We start from the raw sequence: 14,907 nt of genomic DNA, 5'->3' as shown, positions 1-14,907 counted from the left end.
TTATAAAAAAGCCCCGCAAATTGCGGGGCTTTTTTGATTAGTTGAAATAGACTCCGTTAGGATTGATCTCTACTGAATAGGTATCCAGTAACTGCCCTGAAAGGTCGTATTTGTAAACCGTTCCGTCACCGGTAAAGTCGGCGGTTGGTGAAGAAACAAAGATCGCATCATCAGTCACGTCAAAACCATAGATCGAAGCTGGTTCCGTCAGGCTAAAAGAACTGCTTCCCGGAAGGGCTCCACTACCACTCCATTCGAAAACATCAGAATTAATAATATACAATAAATTTCCTCCCACTACTGAAAGGTTTCCGGCATGTCCAGCGCTGAGCTCAAAATTCCAGGAATCAGACACTTCGTCGCTGTCCAAACTGATTTCAGCAATACTGGAAGCTGTTTCTTCCGAAGCATACGAAGGCTTTCCACCGCTTAAAACGTAAAGATCACCATTGGCCACCACCATAGAATTTGGGACATCCCCTACTTCCAAAGTCTTTTCGACAGTATTGTCTTCAGAATCAATGATGCTTAGAAGATTATTAAATGAAAAACCGCCCTGGTGTGCGACGTACAATTTGTCGTTGATAGCCCGGATGTTTTCAGGCCCCTCTGCTACCGCAATCTTTTCAGCAAGAGTAAAATCTGCAAGCTCAAAAACAGCAACGAAATCATCCTCGCTGTCCATTCCGTCGCCCCAATTCGTCACATATAACTTCCCGTTTGCGATGGCTGCGTAGCGTGGGTTCTGTAAATCAGTACCAATACTGGCCACCTGCTCGAAGGTGTATCGATCTACCACTTCGATCTTGTTGGAAACGTTCAGGATGATAAAAGCAAGATCTTCGTAAAACGCAATAGACTGGGCCGTATCTCCAAGATCAGTTCCGTTTACCGCGCTAAAAACAGATCGTTCCACATTTCCGTCAGCATTGATAAAACTGACCGTGGCGTTGGAAGAGCCAAAATTTCCTTCGTTGAGAACAAAGATTCCGCTGGCAAATGCTGCCTCTGGTTCAGGAGTGGTGGGGGAATCATCCTCGCTACAGGAAAAAAAGAGTAATGACAAGGTTGCAAAAAATAAAAATTTCTTTTTCATGATTAAAAATTGATTGTTAGTAAAGCTTTGTAATTTCTACCTGGCATTATTCGCGAAGGCATACTCTGGTATTCCTTACCGAAAATATTATTGGCCTGGATTTGTAATTTCGTGGCAGGCTTCTTCAATAGCGGAAAACTTACGCCAAAATCAGCGAGATAGTAACCCGCCAACTCGTAATTGTTATCAGAAGAAGTAAAGATTTTTCCATTGTAAAGCGACTGGAAAAAAATTTCCAGATTCCCAATCTGATAGGTCCCTGTCAATGTCGCTTTGTGAAGTGGCGTGTAAATTAACTGGTTTTGGTTCGCCAGGTCGATGGCTTTGGTATAGGCATAAGTGGAGTGCATTTCCAGCTGATTTTTTCCGATCTTCGTTGCGAAATCTGCAAAAAATTCCAGTCCGTAATTCTCAGCTTCGGCAGTGTTTTCCGGTTTCCAGATACCTTCTTCCGAAGGAACCCAGCGAATTAGGTCCCGAATGCTGATATAAAAAACATTCAGTCGAAAACTGACTTTTTTCAGACTGATGGACTGCCCAATTTCTCCCTGCACCGATCTTTCCGGATGGAGATAAGCATTTCCGCCGCTGCTCCAGAACAGGTCATTAAAAGTGGGTATTCGATAATTCCGTGAAAAATTCGCCGAAAGCTGGTAATTTTCTGAAAATCGATATTCTGAACCGATATTGATCAGTAAAGGCGAACCAAAATTGGGAGTGAACTCCTGCCTGAAACTGGCTTCGTATTGAAGATTATCGGTTCTACCATTATATAAGACTGCCAGCCCTGTAGTTTGCCGGTTATTATCAGTGATGCCGGAACCCTTTCCGTCAATTCGGGTATGATCGGCAATAAAATGGATGCGATTCGACCGATTCCATTTGAAACCAAGATCATACTTAAAAATGGCCGTTTTCGCGTCCCCATAAGTAAATGCTTCCCGGTCCCGATTTTCAAAATATCGAAATTCTTCCTTTAAAAAAGCAGTTTTCAGGCTACTGCTCCACCGCCCCTTTAAATATTTCCATTCCAGTAAATTCCGGGAATTCCTGTCGAGATATTTGCTGTTGGACGGAATGTTCATTGTTCCGGAAAAACCTCTATCGCCTTTGTTGTAGCTCGAATATATTTTCAGAAGATGATCTTTGACGATCCAGTGCGCTGCCGAAGCATTTAAGGAATAATTGCTGAAATCCCCATTCGTATTCGAGCGATCAGTTCCCTTATAAGGATAATCATTTTGAGAATCAATTCCCGATAATTTAATCTTTATAGCTGTTTGATCGCTGCTGAAATTACCAGAATAGTTTGCGCTATACGTTTCAAAACTGCCATAACCGATGTTTAAACGCTGAGATTTCGCTCCGTTGAACTGAAAATCATCATGAAGATGTACTGTTCCACCAATGGCACCACTTCCGTAAACCACGCTTCCAGCGCCGGGACGTACGTTTATTGCGTCATAAGCGGCAGCATTGATCGTATTAAAATCGGTCTGCCCCGTAAATTGAGAATTGATGTTTATGCCATTCCAGACCACGGCTGTTTGCGAAGCACCCGTTCCTCTAACCGATACTGAGGAGACCATTCCGTAGCCGTTTTCACGAAAAAAATAGGGAGAATTGAATTTCAATACATTGGTAAGTAGTGGTTCGCTTCGTTGTAATGCAGCAGAATCGACCGTTTTTACAAACTGCCCCGTGGAATTGGATTTCAGTTTGACATCTGCCAGCCGAATCTCGTCGAGGTACTCAATAGTATCCTGGGCATACGACTGAAGCCAGAAAATAAAAAATAGTATGAAAAACAGGTTCTTTGCCATGATCTGTGACTTTTATCCCGAAAGTCATTCGATGTTAGTTTGAACTCTGGCAGGTCTCCTGGCTCGCGTACTGCAAAATACCTTCCCAACAAAAAACGTCAGTGGTTTGAAGCGTTTTGCAGCCGCCCGTGCGGGCTTAGCTTACAGTTGCGGGAACAGCTCAGGCATTTACCTGATTCCCTTTTAATCGGTACAGAAATTCGATACCGAACCAAAATTTCAGTGCGAAAATAAACAATTCAACGAGACGGTAGCGACAAAAATTTAAATAATCTTACTTTTGAACATCAAATGAACGTTTTGAGAAAACACTACCTGATCATTCTATTCATTCTATGCCTGGCTTGTAAAAACGAGAAACAGCCGGCAATTTCCGAAGCTATTAAGCCTTCTGAAAATTTGGTTGAAGATGCGGAAGGCTTTAGTTTGCAAACCTATCCCGGCTATAAGATCCTGAAGGTCCAAACTCCCTGGCCTGATGCTGAAAACGCATTTACCTATCTGCTCTATTCGAAAAAGGAAGACATTCCCGAAAATGCCGAATACGATGTGGCGCTTCAGGTTCCTGTCAAAAATCTTGTGGTTACTTCCACCACGCATATCCCGGCGTTGGAAGCTTTGAATGTTTCAGAAAAACTGATCGGTTTTCCAGGCCTGGATTACATTTCTTCGGAAAAAACTCGCAAACTGATCGATTCCGGAAATATTACTGAAATTGGCCAAAACGAAAATTTAAATACCGAAGTTTTGATCAACCTGGATCCCGCCGTAGTGGTTGGATTCGCGATCAATGCTTCCAATAAAAGCCTGGAAACCGTTTCTAAAACCGGAATCCCCGTGATCTATAATGGTGACTGGACGGAGACCACGCCACTGGGAAAAGCTGAATGGATTAAGTTCTTTGGGGCATTGTTCCAAAAGGATTCCCTGGCTGCTGAAACTTATAATTCGATCAAAACAGCCTATTTAGAGGCCGAAGAACTCGCCAAAACAGCTGATGATAGGCCTAAAGTGATTGGCGGTTCCATGTTCAATGACCAGTGGTACATGCCGTACGGAAATTCCTGGCAGGCGCAGTTCATCAAAGATGCCAATGCCGATTATCTGTATGCTGAAACTACAGGTGAAGGCAGCCTGTCACTGGCATTTGAAAGTGTGCTGGAGAAAAGCCAGGATGCCGATTTTTGGGTGAGCACGGGACAATTTAAAACGTATCAGGACCTGGCAGATCAGTCCCCACATTACTCTCAATTTAAGGCCGTTCAGGAGAAAAATGTGTATAGCGTCAGCCTTGCCACCGGCGCAACCGGCGGCGTGATATTTTACGAACTGGGACCACAGCGCCCAGACCTTGTGTTAAAAGACCTGATCCATATTTTTCATCCGTCTCTCTTAAAAAATTACGAAACGGTGTTTTTTAAACCGCTTTCTGAGTGATGCTTAAAAGAACGTACATCCTGGGAATTCTTTTTCTGATCGCACTGGTCATTTTTACCAGCATGCTTAATATCAGCCTGGGATCGGTTAAAATTCCTTTTTCTGAAGTTTTTGCCAGTCTAACCGGTCAAAAAGTTGAAAAGGAAACCTGGAACTATATCATTTTGAATTACCGCCTGCCAAAAGCACTTACGGCAATCATTTCCGGCTCTGGACTTGCCCTTAGCGGTTTGTTGATGCAAACTCTTTTCCGTAATCCACTGGCTGGACCTTACGTATTGGGTCTGAGCAGTGGGGCTAGCCTGGGAGTCGCGTTGCTATTTATGGGTGCCTCTATTTTTGGTGCTACGGCATCGGTTATATTTCTTTCCAGCTGGAGCCTGGTGGTGGCTTCAAGTTTGGGAAGCTTGCTGGTGCTGCTGGCTGTTATCCTGGCTTCGATTCGTTTGCGTGATACCATGGCGATTCTCATCATTGGTTTGATGTTCGCCAGTTTTACCGCCGCAATCGTAAGCGTCCTGGCCTATTTTAGCCCAGCATCACAATTACAGCAATACGTTTTCTGGTCTTACGGAAGCCTCGGAAACCTCGCCTGGGACCAGGTAAGCATTTTGGGACTGTTCTGGTTTGCCGGAATTCTGATCAGTATTTTCAGCATCAAAAACCTCAATTCTTTGTTATTGGGAGAAAACTACGCGAGAAGTCTCGGGACAAATATTCAGAAAAACAGATTTTTGATTATCCTGGCCACCAGTTTACTAGCTGGTAGCATCACCGCTTTCGCAGGCCCGATCGCATTCATTGGCTTGGCAGTTCCTCACTTGATCAGGCAGGTTATCCCTTCCGCAAACCACGTCACACTGGTTCCGGCCGTTCTTTTTGGTGGCGCGATCCTGATGCTTGTTTGTGATATGATCGCCCAGTTGCCGGGAAGTGAATATAGCCTTCCTATTAACGCTATTACCTCCATCATTGGAGCGCCGGTGGTCATTTGGTTGCTGGTTCGAAAAAGAAAATTCAATTTTTGATGACTTCGGAAACTTCCCATATTGTCCTCGAAACTCGTGAGCTGGAGATTGGTTATCGAAAGAAAAAAGAACTGATTTCCATTGCAAAAAATATTGATTTATCGATTGCTGAAGGGGAATTAGTAGCGGTTATCGGGGAAAATGGCTCTGGTAAATCCACCTTATTAAAAACTTTAAGCGGTATTATTGAAAGCATTAAAGGTCAGTATTTTATAAATTCAAAGGATATTTCAAAATCTGAGCCATCAGAATTGGCAAAAGAGATCAGCCTGGTCTTGACGGAGCAAAGTGTTTCCAGAAATCTTACGGTAGCGGAACTGGTGGCTTTAGGCCGGCAGCCGTACACCAACTGGATTGGCCGTCTTACCCAAAAGGATCTTTCAGCCATCATGAAGGCCATGCAACAGGTAGGTCTTGAGGATATTCGCCACAAAAAGTGCTATGAGTTGAGCGACGGACAATTTCAGAAAGTGTTGATCGCCCGTGCTCTTGCCCAGGACACTCCTCTTATCATTCTGGATGAACCCACCACTCACCTTGATCTTTATCATAAGGCTTATGTTTTGAATCTTCTGAAACAAATTAGCCGGAATACCGGTAAAGCCATTTTGTTTGCCACGCATGAAATCAACCTGGCGCTGCAGCTATGCGATAAACTGGCCATTTTGAAAGACGGAAAAGTTCAGTTTGGTACGCCAAAAGAACTTATTTCCCAGGAAGCATTTCATTCCCTATTCCCGGAAAGTCTTATTTACTTCGACAAAACTTCGTCCAGCTTCAAAGTGAAGTAATTTTTAATAAGTTTTTTTCAGCAAATTCGAGCTGCAAGCAGATTTCGGTATCTTTGAAAAAATCATCATTTTTATGAGCGACGTTTTAATATTTCTACTCATTTTCATCATTGCGCTGGGTCTGGGAATCTTTTTCGGAAGACTGATTGCAAACCTGAAATCTAAATCGGAAGCAGGAAGATTGGAAGAGCGAAACAATCAATTATCACTTCACATAGAAGATCTTAAAAAACAACATTCCAGCGATTTAAATAATTTAAAAAATGATTTTGAAAATCAGCGGAATGAGTATCGTGCACAAATTACAAAGCTGGAAGAATCTCTTAATAAGGTTCGGCAGGAAAAGGAAAATATCGGGTTACAGCTCACCAGGAAAATTTCGGAATTTAATAATCTCCAGGAACGAAACGAAGAACAGAAAGCTGAAGTAGAAAAGCTGAATGAAAAATTTCAGAAAGAATTTGAAAATCTGGCCAATAAAATACTGGACCAAAAATCTGAAAAATTCACCTCTCTCAATAAGCAAAATATTGAGAATATTCTGACTCCGTTAAACGAAAAGATCAAGGAGTTCGAAGAAAAAGTGACCGTTACCAATACAGAATCTATTAGGAGACATGCCGAATTAGGTGAAAAATTGAAGAATCTTCACGAACAGAACGTGCGTATTAGCGAAGAAGCTACCAATCTGACCAAAGCCCTTAAAGGAGATACGAAAATGCAGGGGAACTGGGGAGAAATGGTACTGGAAAGGGTTCTGGAACGAAGCGGATTACAGAAAGACAGCGAATATTTCGTGCAGCAAAGTTTCAATACTGAGGAAGGGCGCCGCGTGATGCCCGATGTGATCATCCATATGCCAGGCGATAAAAAGATGATCGTAGATTCCAAAGTTTCCCTAATTGCCTATGAACGCTACATAAACGAAGTAGATGAGCAGGAAAAGACCGCACATCTTAAAAATCATCTTATTTCAGTAAAAAACAGGGTGAATGAATTGAGCAATAAAAATTATCACACTCTGTACCAAATGGACAGTCCTGATTTTGTGCTGCTTTTCATCCCGATCGAAGCCGCTTTTGCCATTGCTTCTAACGAGCAGCCGAATCTCTACAGCGACGCCTTTGAAAAAAACATCATTATCGTCACTCCAACCACGCTCCTGGCCGTTTTGAAAACGATAGACAGTATGTGGCAGAATGAGAAACAAAAACAAAATGCGATACAAATAGCCACTCAGGCAGGTGCTTTATATGATTCTTTCGTGAATCTGACCGATGAATTGCTGAAAATTGGTCGGCAAATTGGTACGGTTCAAAATTCTTATGAAGGTGCCATGAAAAAGCTTACCGGAAAAGGAAATCTGATCCGCAGAGTAGAAAAGCTGAAAAAACTCGGTGCCAAAGCTAGTAAGCAAATGGACCAGAAACTTTTGAACAGGGCTGAAATTGAACAAGAAGACGAGGAAGAAAGTGTTGAAAATCCAACTTTAAATCTCGAATAATTGTGAAAAAGATCTTCTATTCCCTTCTGTTATTCTTCTTCGTTAGCACGCTACAGGCCCAGAAAGTGTATTTTCCACCTGCTGGCGAATGGCAAACAAAAACCTCAAAAGAATTCGATCTTGATTTTTCAGAAGCGATACAATTTGCTGAAGAAAATGAATATTCTGAATCCCGAGACCTGAGACAGGCCATTTTAAAGGGGTTTCAAAGCGAACCCTATCATCAATTGCTTGGACCGGTAAAAAGACGGGGCGGCCCTGCCGGATTAATTCTTAAGAATGGCTATATCGTTGCGCAGTGGGGAGCTGTAGATCGTGTGGATATGACCTTCAGCGTAACTAAAAGCTTTCTTTCAACCACAGCCCTGATTGCGCTTCAGCAGGAAAAGATTAAAAATGTTAATGATTCCGTAGCCCGATATATTTGGGATGGAACTTTTGAAGGATCTCATAATTCCAAAATCACCTGGAAGCACCTTCTTCAGCAAAATTCTGACTGGAGCGGGGAACTTTGGGGTTCTTATGATTGGGCAGACAGACCTCCCAGAGATCAGAACATTGACCAGTGGCGTTCACGAGCATTGCACGAACCGGGATCTTATTTTAAATATAATGATGTACGGGTGAATGTTCTCGCCTATTCCCTGCTGAATATTTTTCGCGAGCCCTTGCCGAAGGTTTTGAAAAACAACATTATGGATCCTATTGGAGCTTCTTCGTCCTGGCGATGGTTTGGGTACGAGAATTCCTGGACTGCGATCGACGGGCTCCAAATGCAATCGGTAAGCGGGGGCGGGCATTCCGGGGGTGGGATGTTCATCAGTACCACAGATATGGCAAGATTCGGTTTACTTTTTATGAATAACGGTAACTGGAATGGCCAGCAATTGCTCCATCCTGATCTGATCGAGGAAGCTGGCATGCCTTCCGAAGCCAATAGCAATTACGGGTATATGTGGTGGTTGAATGCAGCTGGTGATCGCCATATGGAAGCAATTGACTCAGAAATTTTCTACGCTGCCGGTTTTGGCGGAAATTTTATCGTGGTAGATCAAAAAAGAAAAATGGTGATCGTAACCCGCTGGCTAGAACCATCAAAATTCGAAGAATTCCTCAATCTAGTTTATAAAGATTTATAATGAAGAAAACCCTGTTTTACATACTGGGCGGTATTTTTGTGCTCTGGCTATTATATTACGCTTTCATTTATTTCGTGCCCTATAGCGAAGGAACCAGGACCGGCGAATTGATCAAATTCAGTCGCAAAGGCGTTGTTTCCAAGACCTGGGAAGGTGAGATCAGCCAGGGAATCAGCGGTGCTCAGATCTTTCAATTTTCAGTTTTAGATAAGGATGACGAGGTAATTGACAAGTTACAGCAATATGAAGGGAGTTACGTACGCCTAACTTATATTGAGCGTTTTTCCACCTTTTTCTTCTGGGGTGACACCAAATATTTTATTACAGAAGTAGAACAGGCACAAAGTCCGCATTTCAGAAATTAAGTTTATGAACGATTTTAAAACCGTAAAAGAAAGCCAGGTCGTCATTTCAGAGTTGATGCTTCCCTCCCATTCTAATTTCAACGGTAAGATTCACGGAGGCTATATTCTCTCCCTGCTTGACCAGATCGCGTTTGCCTGTGCTTCCAAACATTCGGGGAAATATTGCGTAACGGCCAGTGTGGATACGGTAGATTTTCTGAAGCCTATTGAAATTGGGGAGCTGGTTACGATGCGTGCTTCGGTAAATTTTGTAGGCCATAGTTCGATGGTTATCGGTATTCGGGTGGAAGCTGAAAATATTCAGACCGGCCAGCGAAAACACTGTAATTCCTCCTATTTTACCATGGTCGCCAAAGATCAGGAAGGAAAATCAGTGAATGTTCCCGGTTTGATCCTGCAATCTGAAAATGAGATCAGGCGTTTTGCGAAAAGTATCAAGCGGAAGGATATGAAAAAGAAACGGAGTAAGGAATTTCATGAAACCGATTTTTCTTCCCACGAATATCATGATATCCTGGAGGAGTACAAAGTACAAATCAGGAAAAACTCTTGAAATTTAACGGATTTATAGTCGGAATTTTTTGCATGATTGCCGGTGCTTATTTTTTTCCGGAAGGCACCGATCTACTACCGTTAAAGACGATTATCGACATCGGGATAGGACTGATTTTCCTTTTTTACGGACTCAAACTCTCCCCTTCTGAATTTAAGGCCGGTATTCTGAATTACAGGATTCACCTGTTGATACACCTATCTACTTTCCTCTTATTTCCGCTGCTTTGTCTCGCCTGTCTCCCTTTATTTCCGGAAGGTATTCATTCCAATTTCTGGATCGCCCTGTTTTTCCTGGGAACGTTGCCTTCAACCGTTTCATCTTCGGTCGTGATGGTCTCGCTAGCTAAAGGAAATGTACCTGCCGCAATATTCAATGCCAGTCTTTCCGGGTTGATCGGGATTTTTGCGACTCCATTTTGGCTCAGTTTGATCTTAGGAAAAACCGGAGAATTTGATTTTTTAAATGTGGTGCAAAAACTGGTTATCCAGATCATTGTTCCCCTGGTAATAGGCTTGTTTCTGCAACGATTGTTGGGGAACTGGGCGAAAAAATATTCCAAACAATTGGGATTGTTAGACAAGGGCACAATCCTGCTTATTGTGTATTCAAGTTTTAGCGAATCTTTCGGCTCCGGATTATTCACTAGCGCATCAAAATTTCAACTGCTGAAATTAGTGATACTGGTCGTTATTTTCTTCTTGTTCGTCTATTTTCTATTAGGATATGTAGCTGAAAAACTTAATTTAAAAACTGAAGATAAGATCACGGCGCAATTCTGCGGAACCAAAAAATCACTGGTTCACGGTTCCGTTATGATCAAGGTCATATTCGGGCAAAGCGCCAGTGCGGGATTACTCCTGCTGCCAATAATGCTTTACCACTCCATGCAACTGATACTTATTTCCTGGTTTGCGGAAAAATATCGTCGCAGGGAAGCTTCACCAAAATAATGTAATATAGGTGATGGTCATAGCACCTAATAGCACAATGATTAAGTTTCCTAAGGATTCAAAGGACGTACTACGTAATAACTGAGGAAACTCTTTAGTAGGGTTAGCAGATTTTCTCATGGGTCGTTTGGTTTTATCCTAATTTCAAAACAAATTTCTTTTTTAGCAAATTTTTAACATTCTAAAAATCATAAAATTTATTTCAGCAGATTTTTAAGCCTTAAAATCAGCATTTTGACAAAATTGTTTATTGGCTATCTTAAACTTTTACTAAATCGCATATCTAATGAAATCGGGTTGTCGTTATAAGAGAAAGTTTAATAACTTGGTGAACATGAACGGCAAAATTTTTATACGGACTTTTACCGCCTTTCTTCTCGGTGGAATTTTCCTACTTTCAGGATGCAACAATCAGTCAGAGAAACATGCTGAAAAGCGAGTGGAAGAAAAAATCAGTGAACCTGAAAAACTTCCGGTCAAAAAACATAAAGAATGTTTTGCGATGGAAAATAGCAAGGATTCGATCTATCTTTCCATAACGGTTACTGAAGATCATATGGTTTCCGGAGATCTTAGTTACAACTTGTATGAAAAAGATAGCAATCGTGGGGAGATACAGGGAAGATTTTCCGGAGACAGCCTTTTTGCCGATTATTCTTTTAATTCGGAAGGGCAACAATCTACCCGGGAAGTTTTTTTCCTAAAAACCGCTGACGGCTTAAAGGAGGGTTTTGGCCCCATTATCAGCAAAGGCAACCGTACACAATTTGATGATCATCAAAATTTACAGATCAATAACAATATTGTGTTACAGAGAGTGGATTGTCGTGACTAAGGCTGAAAATAAGGCGCGATGGACATGATTTCAATAGTGAAAATGATCCATCCAATGATCAGCAATAAACCGCCAAACGGGGTGACCGGCCCCAGAAAGCTAAGTTTTTTCCCTCTGGAAGCAAACCACGTAAGTCCATAAATACTGAAGGAGAACAGAAAAACGCCGATTATTACTGCCCAGGCAAATAGCACCTGTCCTGTTTCCAAAAACGGAAAGGCAATTCCGCTTACCAATAGCAAAATGGCATGGTACATCTGGTAACGCACCCCTGTTTCAAAACTTTTCAGCTGGTCATCATTGAAAGATCTTTTTAAGGCATGGGCTCCAAAAGCACCCAAAATCACTGCCAGCGTTCCATACATCCCGCCGAAAAACAAAACCAATTCTCTCATTTCAAGTATATATTCCGTATAAAGTAATAAAAAACGGACCTGAAATAGGTCCGTTTTAATGTAATATTATGATCAACTTATTTACTTAAGTACATTTTTCTACGAGTATAGATCTCGTAAAAATCATCATCTCTCAAACTGTCAATGAATAAGATACTTTCACCGGTACTCTTCATCTCAGGCCCCAGTTGCTTATTCACTTTATGGAATTTATTAAAAGAGAAAACGGGTTGCTTGATCGCATATCCATCCAGTTTTGGTTCAAATTTGAAATCTTTCAGTTTCTTTTCGCCGAGCATTACCTTGGTCGCATAGTTTACATAAGGCTCTTTATAGGCTTTTGCAATAAAAGGAACCGTACGAGATGCTCTCGGGTTCGCCTCAATAATATAAACCTGATCATCTTTAATTGCAAACTGAATATTGATCAAACCAACCGTGTTCAGCGCTAAAGCGATCTTCTTCGTATGGTCTTTGATCTGTTGCAGCACAAGATCTCCTAAAGTGAAAGGAGGTAGCAACGCGTTGGAATCACCGGAATGTATTCCACAAGGCTCCACATGCTCCATGATCCCGATAATATAAACATCTTCGCCATCGCAGATCGCATCAGCTTCGGCCTCAATGGCTCCGTCCAGGTAATGATCTAGTAATAGTTTATTATTCGGAATTTTTCTTAGAAGGTCAATTACGTGAGCTTCCAGATCTTCCTTGTTGATGACGATCTTCATACCCTGACCACCCAGAACGTATGAAGGTCTTACCAGAATTGGAAAATTCAGATCGTCTGCCAGTTTTAAGGCTTCTTCAGCAGTTTCCGCTGTTCCGAATTCAGGATAAGGAATATCATTTTCCTGAAGCAGTGTGGAAAAACTTCCGCGGTCTTCTGCAAGATCCAGCGCCTTAAAGCTGGTTCCCATGATTTTTATTCCGTAGCGATCCAGTTTTTCAGCTAATTTCAAAGCAGTCTGGCCACCAAGCTGCACGATCACTCCTTCGGGTTTTTCATGCTGAATGATGTCATAGATGTGTTCCCAGAAAACCGGTTCAAAATAAAGTTTATCAGCAATATCAAAATCGGTAGAAACAGTCTCCGGGTTACAGTTGATCATGATGGTTTCATAACCGCATTCCGCAGCTGCCAACACCCCGTGCACACAGCTATAATCAAATTCAATTCCCTGCCCGATCCTGTTAGGACCAGATCCCAGAACCACAATTTTCTTTTTATCTGAAGATTCGCTCTCATTTGCAACGTAAGATTGCCCTTCCTTGCTCACGATCTCTTCCTCGAAAGTGGAATAATAATAGGGAGTTTCCGCTTTAAATTCGGCGGCGCAGGTGTCTACGAGTTTGTACACCCGTTTTACGCCAAGCTCTTCGCGTTTTTTATAAACGTCGCTCTCCAGGCAATCCAGCATATGAGCGATCTGCCTGTCAGCAAAACCTTTTTGCTTCGCCTCCAGCAATAGATCTTTTTGAACCGAATTTATATCGAACTTGGTTATTTCAGTTTCCAGGACATAAAGTTCCTCGAACTGCTTCAGGAACCACATATCGATCTTGGTGATATCGTGAATTCGGCTCAGCGGGATTCCCATTTGTATGGCATCATACAATACAAAAACGCGGTCCCAGCTTGGATTGGTTAATTTATCGATAATCTGGTCGTAGTTTTTATAGCCTTTTCCGTCGGCACCCAGACCATTTCTTTTGATTTCAAGAGATTGTGTGGCTTTATGAAGCGCTTCCTGGAAGGAGCGCCCAATTCCCATTACTTCTCCAACAGATTTCATCTGTAGACCGAGTTTTCTTTCGGCACCTTCAAATTTGTCGAAATTCCAACGTGGAATTTTAACGATCACATAGTCTAAAGAAGGTTCAAACAATGCAGAAGTAGATTTGGTGATCTGGTTATCCAGCTCATCCAGGTTATAACCTAATGCAAGTTTTGTTGCGATCTTTGCAATAGGGTAACCCGTCGCTTTGGAAGCCAAGGCAGAAGATCTGGATACGCGAGGATTGATCTCAATTGCATAAATATCTTCCTTTTCATCAGGGCTTACTGCGAACTGTACGTTACATCCTCCTGCGAAATCACCAATACTGCGCATCATCTTGATCGCCATATCACGCATTCTTTGGAAAGCGGTGTCACTAAGGGTCATGGCCGGAGCCACAGTTATGGAATCTCCCGTGTGAATCCCCATAGGATCCATATTTTCAATGGTACAGATGATTACCACGTTATCATTCTTGTCACGAAGCAGTTCTAACTCGTACTCTTTCCAGCCAAGTAGGGCTTTATCGATGAGTACTTCATGTATAGGGGATGCTTCCAGGCCTCGGGTAAGCATTTCGTCAAATTCTTCCGCTTTATGTACGAAACCAGCTCCACCCCCTCCAAGGGTGTAAGATGCACGAATTACCAGCGGATAACCAAATTCCTGCGCAACTTCTTTCCCCTGTAGATAAGAAGTAACGATCTTAGCAGGAGCCACCGGGATATTAATACGAGACATCAATTGCTTGAACTCTTCACGATCTTCACAAATATTGATCGCATCAATATCAACACCTATCAGGCGAACATTGAAATCTTTCCATATTCCTTTCTCATCAGCTTCAATACAAAGGTTCAGAGCGGTTTGCCCACCCATTGTTGGAAGTACAGCATCAATTTCCGGATGTTCCTTCAGAATTTCAACCAGCGATTTGGTAGTAAGCGGTTTTAGATATACATGATCGGCCATGGAAGGATCGGTCATGATGGTCGCCGGGTTGGAATTGATGAGGATGGTTTTGATCCCGTCTTCACGTAAAGATCTTAAAGACTGAGTTCCTGAATAATCGAATTCACAGGCCTGCCCAATGATAATAGGACCGGAACCTATGATAAGTACGCATTTGATTTCTTTGTTTTTAGGCATTTTTCTAAGTTGTGTTGCAGTAAAATTAAGAAGTGAAAGGATATAAAAAAAGGCGTTA

Annotated in this window: 13 protein-coding genes and 1 riboswitch; of the genes, 9 read left to right on the top strand and 4 right to left on the bottom strand. The window is 42.2% G+C overall.

What is annotated here, in order from left to right; translation table 11 throughout:
* Window positions 1–37: 37 nt before the first annotated feature.
* Together GRFL_RS14610 and GRFL_RS14605 are read right to left on the bottom strand one after the other, a co-directional pair.
* Window positions 38–1,096 (bottom strand): YncE family protein, encoded by a 1,059-nt coding sequence (locus GRFL_RS14610; RefSeq protein ID WP_083645323.1) that lies wholly within the window; start codon window positions 1,094–1,096, stop codon window positions 38–40.
* Between the two features lie 2 nt (window positions 1,097–1,098).
* Window positions 1,099–2,919: a TonB-dependent receptor plug domain-containing protein gene (locus tag GRFL_RS14605; protein ID WP_083645322.1), complete on the bottom strand. Its 1,821-nt coding sequence runs from the start codon at window positions 2,917–2,919 to the stop codon at window positions 1,099–1,101.
* 31 nt (window positions 2,920–2,950) lie between these two features.
* Window positions 2,951–3,150, bottom strand: a riboswitch (cobalamin riboswitch).
* Between the two features lie 60 nt (window positions 3,151–3,210).
* Between GRFL_RS14605 and GRFL_RS14600 the strand changes: the two genes are divergently transcribed.
* From GRFL_RS14600 to GRFL_RS14560, 9 genes are all read left to right on the top strand, one after another.
* Window positions 3,211–4,356 carry an ABC transporter substrate-binding protein gene (locus GRFL_RS14600; protein ID WP_083645321.1) on the top strand — a complete coding sequence of 382 codons (1,146 nt, stop codon included), beginning with the start codon at window positions 3,211–3,213 and terminating at the stop codon, window positions 4,354–4,356.
* Window positions 4,356–5,384, top strand: a complete 1,029-nt coding sequence (locus GRFL_RS14595) for an iron ABC transporter permease (RefSeq protein WP_083645320.1) — start codon at window positions 4,356–4,358, stop codon at window positions 5,382–5,384. The genes GRFL_RS14600 and GRFL_RS14595 overlap by 1 nt, the downstream gene beginning before the upstream one ends.
* Window positions 5,384–6,175, top strand: a complete 792-nt coding sequence (locus tag GRFL_RS14590; RefSeq protein ID WP_083645319.1) for an ABC transporter ATP-binding protein — start codon at window positions 5,384–5,386, stop codon at window positions 6,173–6,175. Before GRFL_RS14595 ends, GRFL_RS14590 begins: the two co-directional genes overlap by 1 nt.
* A gap of 73 nt (window positions 6,176–6,248) precedes the next feature.
* Window positions 6,249–7,679, top strand: a complete 1,431-nt coding sequence (locus tag GRFL_RS14585; protein WP_083645318.1) for a DNA recombination protein RmuC — start codon at window positions 6,249–6,251, stop codon at window positions 7,677–7,679.
* A gap of 2 nt (window positions 7,680–7,681) precedes the next feature.
* Window positions 7,682–8,818, top strand: coding sequence for a serine hydrolase domain-containing protein (locus GRFL_RS14580; RefSeq protein ID WP_083645317.1), 1,137 nt, complete (start codon window positions 7,682–7,684; stop codon window positions 8,816–8,818).
* The gene (locus GRFL_RS14575) at window positions 8,818–9,183 is read left to right on the top strand and encodes a 6-phosphogluconate dehydrogenase (protein ID WP_083645316.1); all 366 of its coding nucleotides are present in this window, start codon (window positions 8,818–8,820) and stop codon (window positions 9,181–9,183) included. Before GRFL_RS14580 ends, GRFL_RS14575 begins: the two co-directional genes overlap by 1 nt.
* Window positions 9,184–9,187: 4 nt before the next feature.
* Window positions 9,188–9,736, top strand: a complete 549-nt coding sequence (locus GRFL_RS14570; protein ID WP_083645315.1) for an acyl-CoA thioesterase — start codon at window positions 9,188–9,190, stop codon at window positions 9,734–9,736.
* Window positions 9,733–10,689, top strand: coding sequence for a bile acid:sodium symporter family protein (locus GRFL_RS14565; RefSeq protein WP_083645314.1), 957 nt, complete (start codon window positions 9,733–9,735; stop codon window positions 10,687–10,689). Before GRFL_RS14570 ends, GRFL_RS14565 begins: the two co-directional genes overlap by 4 nt.
* 334 nt (window positions 10,690–11,023) lie before the next feature.
* Window positions 11,024–11,524, top strand: coding sequence for a hypothetical protein (locus GRFL_RS14560; protein ID WP_139839219.1), 501 nt, complete (start codon window positions 11,024–11,026; stop codon window positions 11,522–11,524).
* Here the strand turns inward: GRFL_RS14560 and GRFL_RS14555 are convergent.
* Together GRFL_RS14555 and carB are read right to left on the bottom strand one after the other, a co-directional pair.
* Window positions 11,521–11,919 carry a DUF423 domain-containing protein gene (locus GRFL_RS14555; RefSeq protein ID WP_083645312.1) on the bottom strand — a complete coding sequence of 133 codons (399 nt, stop codon included), beginning with the start codon at window positions 11,917–11,919 and terminating at the stop codon, window positions 11,521–11,523. The genes GRFL_RS14560 and GRFL_RS14555 overlap by 4 nt on opposite strands.
* A 77-nt stretch (window positions 11,920–11,996) precedes the next feature.
* Window positions 11,997–14,849 carry a carbamoyl-phosphate synthase large subunit gene (carB, locus tag GRFL_RS14550; protein WP_083645311.1) on the bottom strand — a complete coding sequence of 951 codons (2,853 nt, stop codon included), beginning with the start codon at window positions 14,847–14,849 and terminating at the stop codon, window positions 11,997–11,999.
* Window positions 14,850–14,907 lie beyond the last annotated feature (58 nt).

It is taken from the genome of Christiangramia flava JLT2011 (assembly GCF_001951155.1).
Lineage (GTDB): Bacteria > Bacteroidota > Bacteroidia > Flavobacteriales > Flavobacteriaceae > Christiangramia > Christiangramia flava.
This window is presented reverse-complemented; position numbering and strand designations above follow the sequence as displayed.

Coding starts and splice junctions, on each gene's coding strand:
- GRFL_RS14595 (WP_083645320.1), top strand. CDS start 4,356: ATGCTTAAAAGAACGTACATCCTGGGAATTCTTTTTCTGATCGCACTG.
- GRFL_RS14605 (WP_083645322.1), bottom strand. CDS start 2,919: ATGGCAAAGAACCTGTTTTTCATACTATTTTTTATTTTCTGGCTTCAG.
- GRFL_RS14600 (WP_083645321.1), top strand. CDS start 3,211: ATGAACGTTTTGAGAAAACACTACCTGATCATTCTATTCATTCTATGC.
- GRFL_RS14610 (WP_083645323.1), bottom strand. CDS start 1,096: ATGAAAAAGAAATTTTTATTTTTTGCAACCTTGTCATTACTCTTTTTT.
- GRFL_RS14575 (WP_083645316.1), top strand. CDS start 8,818: ATGAAGAAAACCCTGTTTTACATACTGGGCGGTATTTTTGTGCTCTGG.
- carB (WP_083645311.1), bottom strand. CDS start 14,849: ATGCCTAAAAACAAAGAAATCAAATGCGTACTTATCATAGGTTCCGGT.
- GRFL_RS14570 (WP_083645315.1), top strand. CDS start 9,188: ATGAACGATTTTAAAACCGTAAAAGAAAGCCAGGTCGTCATTTCAGAG.
- GRFL_RS14590 (WP_083645319.1), top strand. CDS start 5,384: ATGACTTCGGAAACTTCCCATATTGTCCTCGAAACTCGTGAGCTGGAG.
- GRFL_RS14555 (WP_083645312.1), bottom strand. CDS start 11,919: ATGAGAGAATTGGTTTTGTTTTTCGGCGGGATGTATGGAACGCTGGCA.
- GRFL_RS14560 (WP_139839219.1), top strand. CDS start 11,024: ATGAACGGCAAAATTTTTATACGGACTTTTACCGCCTTTCTTCTCGGT.
- GRFL_RS14585 (WP_083645318.1), top strand. CDS start 6,249: ATGAGCGACGTTTTAATATTTCTACTCATTTTCATCATTGCGCTGGGT.